The following is a 19050-nucleotide window of genomic DNA, read 5'->3' as shown; positions in this document are numbered from 1 at the left end:
CGCACAGCACGGCGGGCCCTTTCCTGCACCCGGCCCGCGGGCTCTCCCCCGTCATTCGGTCCGAAAGGGCAATGCACACATTGACCACCATTCCTCGTGGGCGGCTTCGCAGCGTCGCCGCGCTGTCGGTCGCCGCGACCTCCTGCAGTCTGCTCACCGCCGTGAGTGCCACGCCCGCTGCTGCGGCGACCAGTTGCACCTCGCCGGTCTTCAAGCGGCAGTTCTTCGCGAACACGTCGTTCTCCGGTACGCCGAAGAAGACCGACTGCGACTCGGTCATCGACCAGAACTGGGGCACCGGCGCACCCGCCTCCGGCCTGCCGAAGGACAACTTCGGTGTCCGCTGGACGATGACCCGGGACTTCGGCTCCGGCGGCCCCTTCGCCTTCACCGCGGCGGCCCGTGACGGCATTCGCGTGTACGTCGACGGGGTGCGCAAGGTCGACATCTGGAAGAACGTCTCCACCACCCAGAAGAAGACGGTCAACGTCACCCTCCCCGCCGGGAAGCACTCCCTGCGCATCGACTACGTCAACTGGACGGGCTCGGCCAACGTCACGTTCGGTTACGCACCGAGGACGTCGGCCACCGTCGACAAGGTCAAGCCGCTCAGCCCGGTCGGTGTGAAGGCGGTCCTCGACAACGCCACGGCGAATGCCAAGGTGACCTGGTCCGCGAACAAGGAGATGGACCTCGCCGGCTACCGCGTCTACCGCCGGCTCAAGGGATCCAGCACCTTCGCCCTCGTGAAGACGACCACCGCGACCTCGTACGCGGGTCTCCCGCCCGAGGCCGGGAAGACGTACTACTTCGAGGTACGCGCCTACGACAAGGCCGGGAACGTCTCCACCGGCAGTACCGACCAGCCGGTGACCACCATCGCCGTCACCGCTCCGGCCGGCCTCACCGCGCAGGGCACGGACGCCGCGATCGCGCTGACTTGGAAGCCGGTCCCAGGCGCGGTCCGCTACAACCTGAGGCGCGACGACCAGCACGGTCACGTGTCGGTCCGTTCCGTCACCGGCACGGCCTTCACCGACACCACGGTGAAGCGCTCCGAGAAGTGGACCTACCAGGTGGCCGCCGTGGACGGCGCCGGGCGCGCCTCCGCGTACGGCCCCGCCGTCGCGGCCTACCGTCCGGTCGCGGCGCCGCGGGACATCGTCGCGACGCCGGGGATCAGCAGTGCGACCTTCACCTGGACGACCGATCACTCCGTCGACGGCGATGTGTACGACTTCCACGTCTACCGTTCCGAGACGCTCCCCGTGGACACCTCGGCCGCGCCGATCCGCTGCAGCACCACCTGGAAGACGCTCGGCGACGGGCGGCTCCAGTACACCTGCACCGACACCTCCCCGGCCGGCGGCCTCACCTACCACTACGTGATCAAGGCCTACGACAACTCGGGCAGGGAGTCGGTACCTTCGGCCACAGTCGAGGTCACCACGCTCGCCAGGGACGTGACCCCGCCCGCGCCGGTCACCGGGCTCACCGCCAAGGCCACCGAGTACGGCATCGAGCTGCACTGGAACGCCAACACCGAGCCCGATCTCAAGCGGTACGTGGTGTACCGCGGAGAGCTGATCGACGGCGAGGACGAGCGGGTCTGCTACGGCACTTCGTCCGAGTACCTCGACGCGGCCACCACGTCCTACACCGACGAGCGGCTGCCCGACGGTGAGGAGCGGTGCTACTTCATCGACGTCGAGGACACCTCCGGCAACTCCAGCTTCCGGATGACACACAGCGCCGAGATCGCCGTCGTCACCGAACTGGACCTGACCCCGTCCGTCGAGACCCCGGCGGGCTCCCCGCTCACGCTCACCGCGACCCGGGGCACCACCGGTACCTCGGTGGACCTGTCCTGGAACACGGTCGTCGGCGCGATGGGCTACCTGGTCGAACGGTGGAACCCGGCCACGGGCGCGTACGAAACGCTGACCGCCGGCCCCGTCACGGACGTGTCGTACACGGACGCCACCGCTCCGACCGGCACCACCCACTTCTACCGGGTGACCGCCGTGTACGCCGACGACACCCGGTCGGCGCCCGCCGCGGACTGGGTGATCCTGGCCCCCGCCGAGTGACCTGACCCGACAGAAAGAAGCGGGCCTGCGCGGAAGAAATCTCCGCACAGGCCCGCTTCTTCCGTCTCACACGGCCATCAGGCCCAGGTGATCAGCCTCTTGGGCTGTTCCAGGATCGCGGCGACATCCGCCAGGACCTTGGAACCGAGCTCACCATCGACCAGACGGTGGTCGAACGACAGCGCCAGCGTGGTGACCTGACGGGGCTTCACCTTGCCCTTGTGGACCCACGGCTGCAGCTTGATCGCACCGACCGCGAGGATCGCGGACTCACCCGGGTTCAGGATCGGCGTACCCGTGTCGACGCCGAAGACGCCAACGTTGGTGATCGTCACCGTGCCGCCCGCCATGGCGGCGGGAGACGTCCTGCCGTCCCGGGCCGTGGCGACCAGCTCGCCCAGTGCGGCGGCGAGCTGCGGCAGGGTCTTGTCCTGCGCGTCCTTGATGTTCGGCACGATCAGACCGCGCGGTGTTGCGGCCGCGATGCCCAGGTTCACATAGTGCTTCTGCACGATCTCCTGGTTGGCCTCGTCCCAGGCAGCGTTGATCTCCGGGTTCCGCTTGATCGCGACCAGGAGCGCCTTGGCAATGATCAGGAGCGGGTTGACCCGGACCCCCGCCATGTCCTTGTCGTCCTTGAGCTCCGCCACGAGCTTCATCGTGCGCGTGACGTCGACCGTCACGAACTCGGTGACATGCGGTGCGGTGAACGCACTGCCGACCATGGCCTGCGCAATGGCCTTCCGCACACCCTTGACCGGGATACGGGTCTCCCGGGCACCCGGCACCGCGGCGGGCACGGTGGCGACGACCGCCGGTTCCGGGACCGTGGCCGAAACCGGGGCGGGTGCGGGCGCCTGCGCCGGTGCGGGCATGGCCGCCGCGTGCACGTCCTCGCGCGTGATGATCCCGCCCTCGCCGGTCGGGACGACCGTGGCCAGGTCGATGCCCAGGTCCTTGGCCAGCTTGCGCACCGGCGGCTTGGCGAGCGGGCGGCTCTCCGGGACGGCCGGTCCGCGGCCGTTCAGCTCGCCCTGGATCGCGGCAGCCGCGGCAGCCGGCTGCTCGGCGCCCTTACGGGCGCGGCGCTTGGTGGAGGACTCGGCCACGCCGTAGCCCACCAGCACCGGCTGGCGGCCCTTCGGCGCCTCCGGTTCCGGTTCGGCCGCGGCCGGAGCCGGAGCCGCCTGTGCAGCCGCGTCACCGCTGCCCGGAGCCACGTCCACCGCGATGATCACCTGGCCGACGTCGACGGTCGTGCCCTCGGCGAAGCGCAGCTCGTGCACCACGCCGTCGAACGGGATCGGCAGCTCCACGGCCGCCTTCGCGGTCTCGACCTCGCAGACGACCTGGCCGTCGGTGACGGTGTCGCCCGGCTGTACGTACCACTTGAGGATCTCGGCCTCGGTCAGTCCCTCGCCCACGTCGGGCATCTTGAATTCACGGAAGCGAGCAGACGCTTCGGTCATCGTCGTCACGGCCCCTCTCCTCAGTACGCCAGCGAGCGGTCGACGGCGTCGAGCACCCGGTCCAGGCCCGGCAGATACTCGTCCTCGAGACGCGCCGGCGGATACGGGACGTGGTAGCCGCCGACCCTGAGCACCGGTGCCTCCAGATGGTAGAAGCAGCGCTCGGTGATGCGGGCGGCGATCTCGGCACCGGATCCGTAGAACACCGGCGCCTCGTGGACGACGACCAGCCGGCCGGTCTTCTCGACCGAGGCCTGGACGGAGTCGAAGTCGATCGGGGACATCGACCGCAGGTCCAGGACCTCGATCGACTTGCCCTCCTCCTGGGCGGCCGCGGCGGCCTCCAGGCAGACCTTCACCATCGGGCCGTACGCGGCGAGGGTGAGGTCCGATCCCTCCCGTACCGTCGCGGCCTTGTGCAGCGGGCCGGGAATGAGGTCGGTCTCGACCTCGCCCTTGTCCCAGTAACGCCGCTTCGGCTCGAAGAAGATGATCGGGTCGTCGCTCTGGACGGCCTGCTGCATCATCCAGTAGGCGTCCGAGGCGTTGGACGGCGAGACCACCTTCAACCCAGCGACGTGCGCGAACAGCGCCTCGGGCGACTCGCTGTGGTGCTCGACGGCGCCGATGCCGCCGCCGTAAGGGATCCGGACGACGACCGGCAGCTTGATCTTGCCGAGCGCGCGGGCGTGCATCTTCGCGAGCTGCGTGACGATCTGGTCGTACGCGGGGAAGACGAAACCGTCGAACTGGATCTCCACGATCGGCCGGTAGCCGCGCAGGGCCAGACCGATCGCGGTGCCGACGATGCCGGACTCGGCGAGCGGCGTGTCGATGACCCGGTCCTCGCCGAAGTCCTTCTGGAGCCCGTCGGTGATCCGGAAGACCCCGCCCAGCTTGCCGACGTCCTCACCCATGATGAGGACCTTGGGGTCGGTGTCGAGGGCCTTGCGCAGCGACTCGTTGAGCGCCTTCGCGATGGACATCTTTTCCAGGGCCATGACTAGTTGCCCTCCTCGGCGAACGAAGCCTGGTAGGCGGCGAACTGGGCGCGCTCCTCGTCGACGAGGGGGCTCCCGTCGGCGTACGCGTGGTCGAAGATCGCCATTCGGTCCGGGTCGGGCATGGCCCGTACTGCTTCGCGGACCCGCTTGCCGAGAGCCTCGCTCTCCTCGTCGAGCGCGGAGAAGTACGCCTCGTCGGCGAGCTCCTGCTTCTCCAGGTACGTACGGAGCCGCAGGATCGGGTCCTTGGCCTCCCAGGAGGCGCGCTCCTCGTCCGCCCGGTACTTCGTCGGGTCGTCGGAGGTGGTGTGCGCGCCCATCCGGTAGGTGAACGCCTCGACGAGGGTGGGGCCCTCGCCCCGTCGGGCCCGCTCCAGCGCCGACTTGGTGACGGCGAGGCAGGCGAGTACGTCGTTGCCGTCGACCCGGACGCCTGGGAAGCCGAAGCCCTGCGCGCGCTGGTAGAGCGGGACGCGGGTCTGCCTCTCGGTGGGCTCGGAGATCGCCCACTGGTTGTTCTGGCAGAAGAAGACGACCGGGGCGTTGTAGACCGCGGAGAAGGTGAACGACTCGGCGACGTCGCCCTGGCTGGAGGCGCCGTCCCCGAAGTACGCGATCACGGCGGAGTCCGCGCCGTCCTTGGCGACGCCCATGGCGTAGCCGGTGGCGTGCAGGGTCTGCGAGCCGATGACGATCGTGTACAGGTGGAAGTTGTTGCTGTTCGGGTCCCAGCCGCCGTGATTCACACCGCGGAACATTCCGAGCAGATTGGTCGGGTCGACCCCGCGGCACCAGGCGACACCGTGCTCACGGTAGGTCGGGAAGACGTAGTCGTCGTCCCGCAGCGCCCGGCCGGAGCCGATCTGTGCGGCCTCCTGACCGAGCAGCGAGGCCCACAGACCCAGTTCGCCCTGACGCTGCAGGGCAGTCGCCTCGGCGTCGAAGCGGCGGGTCAGGACCATGTCCCGGTACAGACCGCGCAGCTCGTCCGCGGTCAGGTCGATGGTGTAGTCCGGGTGCTCCACGCGCTCGCCCTCGGGCGTCAGCAGCTGTACGAGCTCGGGCTCGGAACTCTGTGGCGTCTTCGCGGCGCTGGTCCGCTTGCTGCTGCGTCGCGGTTTGCGCGCGGCAGTGCTCTCCACGGTCACGTGCGTGCTCCTCCGTCGGTCCGGCCCCCGGGGTCTGCCGGGAGACCAGTGCGGCTCGCCTGTGTCCGTACCCGTGCACGGGGTGGGTGCCGCTCGGCCGGGAACAGGCGTGACAGGTGCCCCGGCGAGCGCCCTGTCAAAGGCACGTTACCCAGTGCATCGCGCAACTGCGAAAACCTGTCTGACCTGCGATTTTGCTTGGATATCCAAGTAAATCGAGAAATTCGGGAACTCTCGCTGGTCACAGCACTGGCAACGGCCTTGCAGGCCGCCGGAACAACGGCACGTTATCCCGCCGTTCAGCGGCAGGGAAGAGGGGAGTGTGTGAGACTGCGATTGTGCGCGAAGAAGGAAAAATCACCGTATTTCTGTTGGACGACCATGAGGTCGTGCGACGCGGGGTCCATGAACTTCTCTCGGTCGAGGACGACATCGAAGTCGTCGGCGAAGCCGGTACGGCGGCGGACGCACTGGCGCGTATCCCCGCGACCCGGCCCGATGTGGCGGTGCTCGACGTACGGCTGCCGGACGGCAGCGGGGTGGAGGTCTGCCGGGAGATCCGTTCTCTGGACGACAGCATCCACTGCCTGATGCTGACGTCGTACGCCGATGACGAAGCCCTCTTCGACGCGATCATGGCGGGCGCGTCGGGATACGTGCTGAAGGCGATCCGCGGCAATGAGCTGCTGAATGCGGTACGGGATGTGGCGGCCGGAAAATCGCTGCTGGACCCGGTCGCGACCGCGCGTGTCCTGGAGCGGCTGCGGGAGGGAAAGAAGGGCCGGGGCGACGACAAGCTCGCGAGCCTCACCGACCAGGAGCGCAAGATCCTCGACCTGATCGGCGAGGGGCTGACGAACCGGGTGATCGGCGAACGGCTCCATCTCGCCGAGAAGACGATCAAGAACTATGTCTCCAGCCTGCTCTCCAAGCTGGGCATGGAGCGCCGCTCGCAGGCCGCCGCCTATGTGGCGCGCCTCCAGGCCGAGCAGCGCTGAGCGGGACGGGGCCGCGGGCGCCTTCCCTCCTGCCCGGCGGGGCCGCGCCCCTCAGTGACTTTCGGGACTTTGGTCCCGGACCACCCGGGGCCGCGGCCTCTTTCTGTGCCCGCCGCCGTATCGCAGAGTGGAGCGCATGTCCTCTGAGGAACTGCAAGCGATCGAGCTGCTTGCCCGGGTGCCGTACGGCCGGCTGGCGACGACCCGGCGGGCGCTCCCGTATCTGGCGGTGGCCCGTCACATCGTGATCGACGGCCACGTCGTCCTGCGGATGCACAGCGGACTCGGGTACCACGCTTCGTGCGACGGCACCGTCGTCGCCTACGGGGCGGACAATTTCAACGCGGCGGCATCCGGCGACGGCGGCGACCTGTGGTCGGTCCAGTTCACCGGCCCTGCCGAGATCGTGCATCCGACCGAGGAGCAGCGCGAGCGCTTCGGTGCGGCACCTCGGGAGGTCAACGGCGAACCCTTCGAGCCGGTCTTTCTCCGCCTCGCTCCGCACTTCGTCACGGTGCACACTCTGGGCTTCCACGCAAGTCAGCCGAACCGACACGCAGCGTGATCTACCATCTGGCGAGTGCCGCGCTCATCTGTCACCCTCCCGCCTGTTCCTCCGGTCGGCGACGTGCTGCGCCGCTACCCGGACACCGGTGAGCCCCTCAGCTGCAAGCCCCTCACCAAGGGCCTCCTCAACCACGGCTACCGCGTCTCCACCACCCGCGGCTCGTACTTCCTCAAACACCACGTCGACGACTCCACCGGCGACCGCGCGACGATCGTCCGCCAGCACCGCGCCACCCAGCGGCTGCAGTCGCTGGGGGTTCCGGTCGCCCCGCCCGTCGAGGACACGGAGGGTGACACGGTCACGGAGATCGACGGCCGGTGCTACGCGCTGCACCCCTGGGTGGACGGACTGCACCGCGTCGGCGCCCAGCTGACCCTCGCGCAGTCGGAACGGCTCGGGGCGCTCCTGGGAGCCGTACACACGGGGCTCGCGCAGGTGATGGAGACGGGGGCGACCAGGGGGCGCGGGCATGCCAGCCCGGACGCCGTCGACACGTTCGCGCTGATCGACGACCTGCTGGCCGCGGCGCGGGACCGCCGCCCCCGGGACTCCTTCGACGAGCTGGCCGAGCACCGCCTCGTCGAGCGGCGTGCCCTGCTGGAACGGCACGCCGACCGCCGGCCGCCCACCCCCGACATCCCGGCGACCGGCTGGGTGCACGGCGACTTCCACCCGCTGAACGTGCTGTACCGGGACGCCGACCCGGTGGCGATCATCGACTGGGACCGGCTGGGGGTGCAGCCGCGCGCCGAGGAGGCGGTACGGGCCGCGGCGATCTTCTTCGTACAGCCCGGCGGGAAGCTGGACCTGGGGAGGGTACGGGCCTACGCGCGGGCCTACCGGTGTGCGGTCGGGGCGGGCGCCTGCGAACTGGCCGCCGCGGTGCACCGGGTGTGGTGGGAACGGCTCAACGACTTCTGGATACTGCGCTGGCGCTACCGCCTGGACGACCGAAGGGCCGACCCGCAGTTTCCTGCGGTGTCGGCCCTGGCGGTCTGGTGGACGCGGGAGTACGAGGCGGTGCGCGACGCCTTCACGGGGTGAGGGCGGTCGGCGCCACAGGGGCGCTACTGAGGCGTACCGCCGGCCGCGCTGTCACCGGTGCTGCCGCCTTCCGTACCGGCGACGGCGCCGCCGCCCGGGGTGCCCGGAGCGGTGGCCGTGTCACTCGGCGCGGGGGTCTCGCCACCGGTCGTGCCCTCGTTCGTCGTGCCGTCGGACGTGCCGGTGTCCGGCGGGGTGGCCGTGTCGGACGGGGTCTCGGACGGCTTGCTCGGCGAGGGGGACGAGGAGAAGGACGGCGGTTTGCTCGGCCGCTGCTCGCCACCGGTGGTGTCGGCCGGCGGCGGGACGATGTCCGTCTGCTCGTCGGTCGGCTCCGCCGAACTCTCCTTCGCGGCAGGGGAGCTGGAAGTAACGGGGGGCGGTTGCCGGTGGTTGTTGTCGTTGTTGCCCGCGGCGTTCACCGCGATGGCGACACCCGCCCCGATCGCGATCAGCGCGAGGACGACGAACAGCCAGAGCTTGCCGCGGCCGCCACCGCTGCGGCGTCCGCCGTCGTACCCGCCGTCGTCCGGATTCATCGGCGGCAGGATCGGGCTCTGCGAGGTGTCCCCGTGCTGCGGGTGCCCCATCGCCATCGTCCCGCCGGGCATGCCCATGGCGGGGGTGTTGCCGCGCTCGTGCGCGGTGACCGGTCCGGTGTTCCACGTGCCCGTGTGCCCGCCCTGCACCTGGAGCATCTGCAGGCCGTACTGGACCAGCCCGCGCATCTCCTCGGCGCTCTGGAACCGGTCGTCCGGGTCCTTCGCGAGCGACCGCATGACGAGCCCGTCCAGCTCGGGCGGCACCGCGTCCATGATCTCGGACGGCGGGACCGGAATGTCCTGAACGTGCTGGTACACCACGGAGAGCGGTGTCTCACCCGTGAACGGGGGCCGGAGCGCGAGGAGTTCGTAGAGCAGACAGCCGGTGGCGTACAGGTCGGAGCGGTGGTCGACGGCCTTGCCCAGCGCCTGTTCGGGGGAGAGGTACTGCGGCGTGCCCATGACCATGCCGGTCTGGGTCATCGTCGACTGCGCGCCGTGCAGCGCACGGGCGATGCCGAAGTCCATCACCTTGACCGCGCCGGAGTTCGTGATGATCACGTTGGCCGGCTTGATGTCACGGTGCACGATGCCGTGCTGGTGCGAGTACGCGAGGGCCTCCAGCACCCCCGAGACGATGATCAACGCCTGCTCGGGCGGCGGCGCCTCGGCGTTGAGCAGCAGATCGCGGATGGTGCGGCCCTCGACGAGCTCCATCACGATGTACGGGACGGTCTGGCCGCCCACGACGTCCTCACCGGAGTCGTACACGGCGACGATCGCATGGTGGTTGAGGCCCGCGACGGACTGTGCCTCACGCGTGAACCGGGCCTTGGAGACCGGGTCCTCGGCAAGATCGGAACGGAGCAGTTTCACCGCGACCGTACGTCCCAGCCGGACGTCCTCCGCGGCAAAGACCTCGGCCATGCCACCCCGGCCCAGCCGGTGCGTCATCCGGTAGCGTCCGTCACCGACCACACCTCCTATGCCCCAGGAGTCGGCCGCATCCGAAACTCCGCCGCCGTTTGCTTCGGGTTCGGGTGCCATCAGTCCTCGCCGTCGTATCTGTCCGCACGTCCGCGGGTTCTCACGGTGTCTTGCATGCCTTGCTGCATTGCCACGTCACGCTACAGGCTCTGTAGGACACCCGGTCTCGAGAGGGACGGGCCATCAAACCGGCTGCTGCCCCGCTCACGCAAATTCCATGCTTTTCCTGTAACGCTTCCGAGACGCTTCTTGTGCGTAGGGTCACGGAACGGGCACCCGGCTTGACGTGTCGTACCCCTCGGGCAGACTTGGCCCGTCATACGGATCTTCGCGTGAGACGCGCGCCGAGGGGGAAGCAAGTCATGAGCCAGGACGGCGCACACGGCGCCCAGGGTCGCTACGCGGGTGGTTCGGTCGCCGGCGGCCGCTACCAGCTTCGCGACCTGCTCGGCGAAGGCGGGATGGCGTCCGTATATCTGGCGTACGACTCCGCGCTCGACCGTCAGGTGGCGATCAAGACCTTGCACACGGAGCTGGGGCGCGAGCAGTCCTTCCGTGAGCGGTTCCGTCGCGAGGCTCAGGCCGTGGCCAAGCTGCAGCACACCAACATCGTCTCGGTCTTCGACACCGGCGAGGACGAGCTCGGCGGCGCGCTGATGCCGTACATCGTCATGGAGTACGTCGAGGGGGAGCCCCTCGGCTCCGTACTCCAGGCGGACATCCGCAGTTACGGCGCGATGCCGGCCGACAAGGCACTCAAGGTCACCGGCGACGTACTGGCCGCGCTGGACACCAGCCACGAAATGAGCCTGGTCCACCGCGACATCAAGCCCGGCAACGTGATGGTGACCAAGCGCGGCGTCGTGAAGGTCATGGACTTCGGCATCGCCCGCGCCATGCAGTCGGGCGTCACGTCGATGACGCAGACCGGCATGGTCGTCGGCACCCCGCAGTACCTCTCCCCCGAACAGGCCCTGGGCCGTGGGGTGGACGCGCGCTCCGACCTGTACTCGGTCGGCATCATGCTGTTCCAGCTGCTGACCGGACGGATCCCGTTCGACGCGGACTCGCCGCTCGCCATCGCGTACGCGCACGTCCAGGAGGAGCCGGTCGCGCCGTCCTCCATCAACCGGTCGATCACCCCGGCGATGGACGCACTGGTCGCCCGGGCACTGAAGAAGAACCCGAACGAGCGCTTCCCCAGCGCGGCGGCGATGCAGGACGAGATCACGCGCGTGCTGAACGCCGGCGGCCGGACGGGCGCCCCGGTGATCATCGGCGGCGCGGCCGGACCGGCGAACAGCGGCTCGGGCGTCGGCTCCGCGGTCTTCCCGCCGGTCGACCAGTCCACGCAGGCGCCGCAGGGCGTGCAGATGCCGTACCAGCCGCAGCAGTACCAGCAGCAGCCCGGCCCGTACGGCCCGCCGACCCCGGCGCCCACGCCGTCGCCGTCGCCGTCGCCGAGCTACGGCTACCCGCAGTCGAGCCCGGCGTACCGGACCCCGGCCCCGACGCCGTACACGATCTCGCCGCAGCCGGTGGGTGGCGGCGGTGGCACCGGTGGCGGCGGCAAGCGGAACATGCCGGTGATCGTCGGTTCGATCGTGGTCGCGCTGATCGCGATAGGCGGCCTGATCACGGTGCTGTCGCTGAAGGGCGACCCGGGCTCGGACACCGGCAAGGGCGGTGACCCGAGCAGCTCGGCGGTGGCGGGCGAGCACAAGGATCCGGAGCGGAACCGGACGATGAAGACGGAAGACTGCACCGACCCCTCCGAGGACAGCGACGACCCGAGCAAGATCGAGGCGCCGGACTTCACGTACAAGGACTACCTCTCCGCCAAGGAATGTGCCAGGGCCGCGGGCTGGACGATCAAGAAGATCAAGGTCCCGGGCAACACCTACGCCGAGGACCAGGTCTTGGAACAGTTCCCGTCCGCCGGTACCGCCATGGACGAGAAGGGCGCGCACTTCGAGCTGCGCGTCTCGACGGGCGACCCGGCCTGAGACGCACGCACAGGGAGAAGTGACGGTCCGGCACGCGTGAGGTGTGCCGGACCGTTTCGTCTTACGGGCGCCCGGGATACCGGACAGACACTTGAGATGCCGGACATATCGGCACATGTGACGCTGACCCCATGGCTTCAGCACTCCTCTCCATATGGTCGTCGAGGTGTGTGGCCTGTCTGGTGATAGCCGCGGGGGCGGCCTTGGGGCAGGCACAGGGACAGGCACACGCCGACCAGCGCACTTCCGGTGGTACGCCGGGGCTGACCCGGGCTCGGGCCGGCCAATCGGTGGCCGCTCCGCCGCCCCCCGAGCACTCCCCGCCCCCGAGTTCCGCCGCCCCGACCGGCACCGCCTCCACCGATGCGTCCGCCAGCCCGCCGGGCGGACCCTCCGTCACCCCTTCGGCCGATGGCGCGACGCTTCCGCCCTCGCCCTCCCCGGCCGGGTCGACCCGCAGGCCGGCCGCCCCCTCCGCCTCGGCGTCACGCTCGGCCTCGCCCTCCGCCTCCGCCTCGGCGTCACACTCGGCCTCGCCCTCCGCCTCCGCCTCGGCGTCACACTCGGCCTCGCCCTCCGCCTCCGCCTCGGCGTCACGCTCGGCTTCGCCCTCCCGCTCGGTCTCACCCTCCCGTTCCCCCTCGTCATCCACGAGCCCGCCCGCCAGGCCGTCGGCCCGGCCCGAGGCGCAGCCACCGCTCGCCGGGCGGCAGGCCGGGGAGGGGCGCCTGCGGCCGGGCCGGCCGTTCTCATCGTCGGAGCTCGCCCATCGCGACACCCCCCACGGCCTGCCCGAGGTGCAGCCCGTCATGACGACTCCCGTCGCGGTGCCCGCGGTCACGCCCGCAGTGAGCGGCTCCCCGCCCGAGGGCCGGCTCGCGCCACAGGCCCTCGACACTCCCGCCGCGCGACGAGTGCAGACAGTGTCGCTGGGCGCCGGAATAGCCCTGGTCGGGCTGGGTCTGGGTTTCCTGGGGCTCCGGATGCGCCGCACCGGCTGAGGGGCGCGAGCGCCCGGCAGGGACTTGCACGGATCAACATACTCGGTATACATACTGAGTATGTCGATCCGTCATGGACTCCTGGCCCTTCTGGAGCGTGGTCCCCGTTACGGCTCCCAGCTCCGCACAGAATTCGAGTCCCGCACCGGCTCCACCTGGCCCCTGAACGTCGGCCAGGTGTACACCACGCTGAGCCGGCTGGAGCGCGACGGCATGGTCGTCCAGGACGGTGAGGACGATCAGGGGCACGCCCTCTACTCGATCACCGACGGCGGACGTGCCGAACTGCGCAGCTGGTTCGAGACACCTGTCGACCGCAGCAACCCTCCCCGCGACGAGCTGGCGATCAAGCTCGCCATGGCGGTCGGTGCACCCGGCGTCGACATCCGGGCCGTCATCCAGTCGCAGCGCCACCACACCGTCAAGGCGATGCAGGACTACACCCGGCTGAAGGCGCAGGCGCTCGCTGACGTCCCGGCCAACCGTGACGAGGTGGCCTGGCTCCTCGTACTGGAACAGCTGATCTTCCAGGCGGAGGCCGAGGCCCGCTGGCTGGACCACTGTGAGTCGCGCCTGGTCCGCCTCGCCGAGGCCGCCGCCACGGATCCGGAGCCCGAGACGCGTACGACCGGCCGTGCCCCGGCACGCACCCCTGCGCGCCCGCGCCCACGGCGCTGACCGAAGAGCCGAACCCGCGGTTCGCGGCGCAGACCACAGAACCGGTCCGCGGTTCACGGCGAAGACCGCAGAACCGATCCCGAGGGGGGAACCAACCACCATGTCCTCGCACGTCCCGTCCGCATCTCCGTCACCGACACCCCGGCTCTCCGCCGCGCCCCTGCCCGTCGACGCGCCCGTGCTCGAACTCCGCCATCTCACACGCACCCACGGCACCGGTATCGCCGAAGTACATGCCCTGCGCGGCATCAACCTCTCCGTGCACACCGGTGAACTCGTCGCCGTGATGGGCCCGTCCGGCTCCGGCAAGTCCACTCTGCTGACGCTGGCCGGCGGTCTCGACACCGCGAGCAGCGGCCAGGTCGTCATCGAGGGGCAGGACATCTCCACGCTCGGCCGCAAGGGCGTCGCCACCCTGCGCCGGCGCAGCGTCGGCTATGTCTTCCAGGACTACAACCTGATCCCGGCGCTGACCACCGCCGAGAACATCGCCCTGCCGCGCGAACTCGACGGCGTCTCCGTGCGCAAGGCGCGCAAGGAGGCGCGGGCAGCGCTGGAGGAGATGGGCCTGTTGCAGATCGCAGACCGGTTCCCCGACGAGATGTCCGGGGGTCAGCAGCAGCGGGTCGCGATCGCGCGTGCGCTGGTCGGGGACCGGCGCCTGGTCCTCGCCGACGAGCCGACCGGGGCGCTCGACTCGGAGACCGGTGAGGCCGTCCTCGCCCTGCTGCGGAACCGGTGCGACCAGGGTGCGGCCGGGGTGATGGTGACGCACGAGCCGCGGTACGCCGCCTGGGCGGACCGGGTGGTGTTCCTCCGGGACGGCTCGATCGTCGACCAGACGCTGGCCACCGGCGCCGACTCGCTGCTCGCCGTCGAGGGCGCCGAGTGAGCATGTTCACGGGCTGGCGTGCCGCCCTCAGGATCGCCCGGCGCGACGCGATGCGGGCCAAGGGCCGCAGTGCCCTGGTCGTCGCGATGATCGCGCTGCCGGTACTCGGTGTGACGGCCGCAGATGTGACGTACCGCAGTGTGACGCCGACCCAGGCGGAGGAGCTGACCGCCGCGATGGGCTCCGCGGACGCGCTGTTCAGCGACCCGGGCATGGGGGCGGGTGCGATCGAGCAGATGCCCGACGGGAAGTCGTACGGCGTGGTGCCGGACGACACCTCGCAGCCGGGTGGCACATCCGTTCCGGGCATCGACACGACGACCGCGCTGCCCGAGGGCGCGCACGCGATCAGCATCGAGACCGTCCCGGCGGAGGCAACCACCGCCTACGGGATGGCCACCACCGACATCGTCGAGCTCCGGACCTCAGACCCCATGGTCCACGGCAAGGTCGACCTCGTGCGGGGCTCCCTTCCGCGGCGCGACTCCGAAATGGCCGCCACCGAGCCGTTCCTGAAGAAGTCGGGTCTGCACGTCGGCTCACGCACCACCCTGCGCGGCCCCGAGCGCACATACACCATCACCGGTGTCGTCGAGCGGCCGGACAACCTCAAGTCCACAGCGCTGTACGCCGAACCCGGGGCGGTCATCGCCCCGTGGCGGACCCTGGCCAAGCACGACAAGAAGGTGCTCCCGCCGAACACAGGCTCGAAGGAGTGGCTGGTCAAGGGCGCCCACGGGGCGGGCGTGAGCTGGGCCGACGTGCTCGCGGCCAATGAGCGGGGCGCGCTTGTCGTGTCCCGTCAGGTCGTTCTCGACCCGCCGCCGGACTCCGAGGTCCCGATGGCCCGGTCCATGAGCGGCAGCTCGTACGGCGGTTCCGAAGAACTGAGCGCGGCACTGATCACCGTGGTCGCCATGGCCGTCCTGGAGATCGTCCTGCTCGCCGGACCGGCCTTCGCGGTCGGTGCCCGCCGCTCCCGCCGCCAGCTGGGCCTAGTCGGTACGTGCGGCGGCGACCGGCGCCATGTGCGGGCCGTGGTCCTCTTCGGCGGGCTGGTGCTCGGCGGCGCCGGTGCCGTCGTCGGTGTCGTGGTCGGGTTCCTGCTCACCGTGGTGTTCCGCCCGATGATCGAGGGCTGGGCCGGACACCGCTTCGGCTCGCTCGCCGTGCACCCGTCCGAGCTGCTGACCATTGCCGTGATCGGCCTCGTCACCGGTCTGCTGGCGGCGCTCGCCCCCGCGATCGTGGCGAGCCGGCAGTCCGTACTGGAGTCGCTCAGCGGCCGTCGCGGCATCCGCCGCAGCTCCCGGGTGCTTCCGCTGATCGGTGCAGCCGCCCTGCTGGGCGGCATCGCCATCGCCGTCCACGGCGGCACCAGTGGCGACTCGACGTCGGTCGCGGGCGGCTCGGTCGTCGCCGAACTCGGGCTCCTCTGCTGCATCCCGATGATCGTCGGCCTCCTGGGGAGGCTCGGCCGCAGGTTCCCGCTCTCCCCGCGGATGGCGCTGCGCGACGCGGCCCGCAACCGGGGACGGACGGCACCGGCGGTCGCGGCCGTGATGGCGGCCGTGGCGGGGTCGGTGGCCATCGCCACCTATATGTCCAGCACGCTGGCCGAGTCGGACTTCGAGTACACGCCGTCGCTCACCCCCGGCACCGTCGCTCTCATCGCTTCCGACGGCGGGGCCACCCAGCAGCTCCCCCTGGCCCGCGCCGCCGTCGAACGGAACCTGGCCGTCAACGGCGGACACGCCGACCTCGGCCGGGTCTGGGCGGGCAGCGACTGCGCCGTCTACTACGAGGAGGAGAACGGCTGCGGCTCGATCGAGCTGATCAAGCCCACCGGCAAGGGCCACTCCTGCCCGCTCAAGGGCAAGGGCGCCAGGGAGCTCGCTGCGAGTCTCTCCGCCGAGGAGCACAAGAAGCTGATGCGGTCCCCCGCCTGTCTGGACGAGTTCATGTACACGACCTCGTTCCAGGGTGGGCCGGGCGGCATCGTCCTGGGCGACGCGAAGTTCCTCAACACCTATGTGAAGCTCCGTGACCCCGCGGCCGCCAAGGCCCTGGCGGCCGGCACACCCGTGCTGCTCAATCCGGCGTACGCGACGAACGGCGAGGTCACCCTCAAGGCCGTCCACACGTACAACGACCGCGACAAGAAGAACCGGAAGCTGCATCCGGGCAAGGCCGAGACCCGTACCGACCGGCTGAAGGTCTATCAGGCGCCCGAGCAGTACGCCACCACGCCCGGGGTCCGCATGATCATGCCGCTGCGGACGGCCCAACGGCTCGGTCTGCACACCGAGGTGTACGGCAGCGTCTACGCGGTCGCGCACGCGCCGACCGACCCCGAGGATCAGCGGGTATCGGCCGCGATCGAACTGGCCGGCGGCGGGATCCACCTCCAGTCGGAGGGCGGGCGGGACGACAGGAACCTGCAGGAAGGCACGATCCTGCTGATCCTCTCCCTGTTCGCGGGGGTGGTCACCCTGGGCGCGGCCGCGATCACGACCGGTCTCGCCAAGGCCGACGCGGAGGCCGACCTCACCACGCTCAGCGCGGTCGGTGCACCCCCGGGCGTACGACGCACCCTCTCCGGTTTCCAGTGCCTGGTGGTCGCGCTCACCGGCGTCCTGCTCGGCACGGCGGCGGGTCTCGTACCGGCGGTGGCGCTCCGGCTCGTCGACCTGCGCCAGGCAGTGCAGGACATGCGGGTGGAACCGATGAACTCCGCCTACACGCCGATCGTGTTGCCCTGGGCGACCATCGGTTTGCTGGCCCTGGTCGTCCCGCTGCTGGCCGGGCTGCTCGCCGCGGCGTTCACCCGCTCGCGGCTGGCGCTGGCCAGGCGCGCCGGATGACGGCCGAACGATTGACCGTGACGGCCGGATGATGCGCCGACCGGGCGGATAAGGTGCCCCCGAAAACGGTGGATCAACCGTATTCGGGGGCACCACCCTGTTGAGCAGGACGTGTGCGAGACAATGGGCGGCATGGAGATGCCGAGGAATGAACGGTCGCAGGAGCACCCCCAAGTCCTCGTAGTGGGACAGGACGGCATGGCGATCGGCGGCGGTGGTACTGACGACGAATCGCGTGAGGTCCCAGTGACAGAAATGGTCGAACAGCCCGCGAAGGTCATGCGCATCGGCAGCATGATCAAGCAGCTCCTGGAAGAGGTCAGGGCAGCTCCTCTCGACGAGGCGAGCCGGGTCAGGCTCAAGGAGATCCATGCAAGCTCCGTGAAGGAGCTGGAGGACGGCCTCGCCCCGGAGCTGGTGGAGGAGCTTGAGCGGCTCTCCCTGCCGTTCACCGAGGAGTCGGTGCCCTCCGAGGCGGAACTCCGAATTGCGCAGGCTCAGTTGGTCGGCTGGCTGGAAGGCCTCTTCCACGGCATCCAGACGGCGCTGTTCGCCCAGCAGATGGCGGCCCGGGCGCAACTGGAGCAGATGCGTCGCGCCCTCCCGCCGGGCAGCGGCCACGAGGACGATGACGGCGCATCGGACGCGCACGGGGCGATCCGCTCGGGGCCGTACCTGTAACGCGTACGCGTTCCCTCCACCTATCTACGCATGGACGGACAGCGGGGCCCGGCACACAGATTCGTGTGCCGGGCCCCGCTGTCCGTACGGCTCAGGCTGACGGCGTCCGCAGAAGCACCTTGCCGATGTGCGCGCTGGACTCCAGCACCCGGTGGGCCTCCGCCGCGTCGGACATCGGCAGGGTACGGTCCACGACCGGCCGGACCACACCGCTGCCGATCAGCGGCCACACGTGCTCGCGCACGGCGGCGACGATGGCGGCCTTCTCCGCAAGGGGGCGTCCGCGCAGCGACGTCGCGGTGACGGCGGCCCGCTTGTTCAGCAGGACGCCGAGATTGAGCTCGCCCTTGACACCGCCCTGAAGACCGATGATGGCGAGTCGGCCGCTGACGGCGAGCGCCTTCACATTCCGGTCCAGGTACTTCGCGCCCACGATGTCGAGGATGACGTCCGCGCCCGCCCCGTCCGTCGCTTTGAGCAACTCCTCGACGAAGTCCTGCTCCCGGTAGTCGATCAGGATGTCTGCACCGAGCTCCGCGCAGCGCGCCAACTTCTCGGGCCCGCCCGCCGTCACCGCGACCCGCGCGCCCACGGCCTTGGCGAGCTGGATCGCCATCGTGCCGATACCACTGGACCCGCCGTGCACCAACAGCGTCTCGCCGGGGCGCAGATGGGCCACCATGAAGACGTTCGACCAGACGGTCGACGTCACCTCGGGCAGCGCCGCAGCCACCGTCAGGTCGATGCCGTCCGGTACGGGGAGCAGCTGTCCGACGGGTACGGCGACCTTCTCCGCGTATCCGCCGCCCGCCAGCAGCGCACACACTTCGTCGCCGACGGACCAGCCGGTGACACCGGGGCCGATCTCCGTGATCCGGCCGGAGCACTCCAGACCGGGGTAGGGGGACGCGCCGGGCGGCGGGTGGTAGAAGCCCTGCCGCTGGAGCACATCGGCGCGGTTGACCGCGCCGGCCACGACCTCGACGAGGACCTCGCCCTCGCCGGGTACGGGATCGGGGACCTCGGCCCATACGAGCGCGTCGGGGCCACCGGGTTCGGGGATCGTGATCGCATGCAT

The 19050-nt window shown here is 70.1% G+C and carries 16 protein-coding genes; 10 read left to right on the top strand and 6 right to left on the bottom strand.

Translation table 11 applies throughout. The features are described 5' to 3' along the window. The first annotated feature begins 80 nt into the window (after positions 1-80). Positions 81-2090, top strand: coding sequence for a PA14 domain-containing protein (locus tag OG395_RS28475; RefSeq protein ID WP_327245465.1), 2010 nt, complete (start codon positions 81-83; stop codon positions 2088-2090). 77 nt (positions 2091-2167) lie between these two features. Here OG395_RS28475 and OG395_RS28470 read toward each other — a convergent pair whose 3' ends face one another. From OG395_RS28470 to pdhA, 3 genes are read right to left on the bottom strand one after another with little or no spacing between them, the layout of a single operon-like run. After that, positions 2168-3568, bottom strand: coding sequence for a dihydrolipoamide acetyltransferase family protein (locus OG395_RS28470; protein WP_327245464.1), 1401 nt, complete (start codon positions 3566-3568; stop codon positions 2168-2170). 11 nt (positions 3569-3579) lie between these two features. After that, on the bottom strand, positions 3580-4560 hold the full coding sequence (locus tag OG395_RS28465) for an alpha-ketoacid dehydrogenase subunit beta (RefSeq protein WP_266983862.1): 981 nt from the start codon (positions 4558-4560) through the stop codon (positions 3580-3582). Positions 4561-4562: 2 nt separating this feature from the next. Further along, positions 4563-5711, bottom strand: coding sequence for a pyruvate dehydrogenase (acetyl-transferring) E1 component subunit alpha (gene pdhA, locus OG395_RS28460; protein ID WP_266983861.1), 1149 nt, complete (start codon positions 5709-5711; stop codon positions 4563-4565). Positions 5712-6049: 338 nt separating this feature from the next. Between pdhA and OG395_RS28455 the strand changes: the two genes are divergently transcribed. From OG395_RS28455 to OG395_RS28445, 3 genes are all read left to right on the top strand, one after another. Next, positions 6050-6709, top strand: coding sequence for a response regulator transcription factor (locus tag OG395_RS28455; RefSeq protein ID WP_327249488.1), 660 nt, complete (start codon positions 6050-6052; stop codon positions 6707-6709). 136 nt (positions 6710-6845) lie between these two features. Further along, a complete protein-coding gene (locus OG395_RS28450) occupies positions 6846-7274 on the top strand; it encodes a pyridoxamine 5'-phosphate oxidase family protein (RefSeq protein WP_327245463.1) in 429 nt (142 codons plus the stop codon). A gap of 63 nt (positions 7275-7337) precedes the next feature. Beyond that, positions 7338-8321, top strand: a complete 984-nt coding sequence (locus OG395_RS28445; protein ID WP_327249487.1) for a phosphotransferase — start codon at positions 7338-7340, stop codon at positions 8319-8321. Positions 8322-8344: 23 nt separating this feature from the next. On the opposite strand, the gene OG395_RS28440 is transcribed toward OG395_RS28445, so the two are convergent. Then, positions 8345-9910 carry a protein kinase domain-containing protein gene (locus OG395_RS28440; protein WP_327245462.1) on the bottom strand — a complete coding sequence of 522 codons (1566 nt, stop codon included), beginning with the start codon at positions 9908-9910 and terminating at the stop codon, positions 8345-8347. A 302-nt stretch (positions 9911-10212) separates the two neighbouring features. Between OG395_RS28440 and OG395_RS28435 the strand changes: the two genes are divergently transcribed. Further along, positions 10213-11856 carry a protein kinase domain-containing protein gene (locus OG395_RS28435; protein WP_327245461.1) on the top strand — a complete coding sequence of 548 codons (1644 nt, stop codon included), beginning with the start codon at positions 10213-10215 and terminating at the stop codon, positions 11854-11856. 61 nt (positions 11857-11917) lie between these two features. Here OG395_RS28435 and OG395_RS28430 read toward each other — a convergent pair whose 3' ends face one another. Then, on the bottom strand, positions 11918-12667 hold the full coding sequence (locus OG395_RS28430) for a hypothetical protein (RefSeq protein ID WP_327245460.1): 750 nt from the start codon (positions 12665-12667) through the stop codon (positions 11918-11920). On the opposite strand from OG395_RS28430, the gene OG395_RS28425 reads away from it, so the two are divergent. The 5 genes from OG395_RS28425 (at position 12666) to OG395_RS28405 (ending at position 17972) form a co-directional block, all read left to right on the top strand. Beyond that, positions 12666-12857: a hypothetical protein gene (locus OG395_RS28425; RefSeq protein WP_327245459.1), complete on the top strand. Its 192-nt coding sequence runs from the start codon at positions 12666-12668 to the stop codon at positions 12855-12857. The two genes, OG395_RS28430 and OG395_RS28425, sit on opposite strands and share 2 nt — an antisense overlap. A 60-nt stretch (positions 12858-12917) precedes the next feature. Then, positions 12918-13535: a PadR family transcriptional regulator gene (locus OG395_RS28420; RefSeq protein ID WP_327245458.1), complete on the top strand. Its 618-nt coding sequence runs from the start codon at positions 12918-12920 to the stop codon at positions 13533-13535. Positions 13536-13635: 100 nt separating this feature from the next. After that, positions 13636-14427 carry an ABC transporter ATP-binding protein gene (locus OG395_RS28415; protein ID WP_327245457.1) on the top strand — a complete coding sequence of 264 codons (792 nt, stop codon included), beginning with the start codon at positions 13636-13638 and terminating at the stop codon, positions 14425-14427. After that, positions 14424-17291 (top strand): FtsX-like permease family protein, encoded by a 2868-nt coding sequence (locus tag OG395_RS28410; protein WP_327245456.1) that lies wholly within the window; start codon positions 14424-14426, stop codon positions 17289-17291. The genes OG395_RS28415 and OG395_RS28410 overlap by 4 nt, the downstream gene beginning before the upstream one ends. Positions 17292-17423: 132 nt before the next feature. Further along, positions 17424-17972, top strand: a complete 549-nt coding sequence (locus OG395_RS28405; protein WP_327245455.1) for a bacterial proteasome activator family protein — start codon at positions 17424-17426, stop codon at positions 17970-17972. A 91-nt stretch (positions 17973-18063) separates the two neighbouring features. Here OG395_RS28405 and OG395_RS28400 read toward each other — a convergent pair whose 3' ends face one another. Continuing rightward, complete coding sequence (locus OG395_RS28400) at positions 18064-19050, bottom strand: NAD(P)H-quinone oxidoreductase (RefSeq protein ID WP_327245454.1); 987 nt, start codon at positions 19048-19050, stop codon at positions 18064-18066.

Origin of the sequence: Streptomyces sp. NBC_01320, from assembly GCF_035974375.1 — a bacterium.
Lineage (GTDB): Bacteria > Actinomycetota > Actinomycetes > Streptomycetales > Streptomycetaceae > Streptomyces > Streptomyces yanii.
The sequence above is the reverse complement of the archived record's forward strand: the minus strand, read 5'-3'. Positions and strand labels throughout refer to the sequence as shown.

Bases quoted from the DNA above. Each gene is read 5' to 3' on its own strand.
- OG395_RS28465 (WP_266983862.1), bottom strand. From the start codon at position 4,560: ATGGCCCTGGAAAAGATGTCCATCGCGAAGGCGCTCAACGAGTCGCTG.
- OG395_RS28450 (WP_327245463.1), top strand. From the start codon at position 6,846: ATGTCCTCTGAGGAACTGCAAGCGATCGAGCTGCTTGCCCGGGTGCCG.
- OG395_RS28440 (WP_327245462.1), bottom strand. From the start codon at position 9,910: ATGGCACCCGAACCCGAAGCAAACGGCGGCGGAGTTTCGGATGCGGCC.
- OG395_RS28435 (WP_327245461.1), top strand. From the start codon at position 10,213: ATGAGCCAGGACGGCGCACACGGCGCCCAGGGTCGCTACGCGGGTGGT.
- OG395_RS28425 (WP_327245459.1), top strand. From the start codon at position 12,666: ATGACGACTCCCGTCGCGGTGCCCGCGGTCACGCCCGCAGTGAGCGGC.
- OG395_RS28430 (WP_327245460.1), bottom strand. From the start codon at position 12,667: ATGACGGGCTGCACCTCGGGCAGGCCGTGGGGGGTGTCGCGATGGGCG.
- OG395_RS28420 (WP_327245458.1), top strand. From the start codon at position 12,918: ATGTCGATCCGTCATGGACTCCTGGCCCTTCTGGAGCGTGGTCCCCGT.
- OG395_RS28415 (WP_327245457.1), top strand. From the start codon at position 13,636: ATGTCCTCGCACGTCCCGTCCGCATCTCCGTCACCGACACCCCGGCTC.
- OG395_RS28405 (WP_327245455.1), top strand. From the start codon at position 17,424: ATGGAGATGCCGAGGAATGAACGGTCGCAGGAGCACCCCCAAGTCCTC.
- OG395_RS28400 (WP_327245454.1), bottom strand. From the start codon at position 19,050: ATGCATGCGATCACGATCCCCGAACCCGGTGGCCCCGACGCGCTCGTA.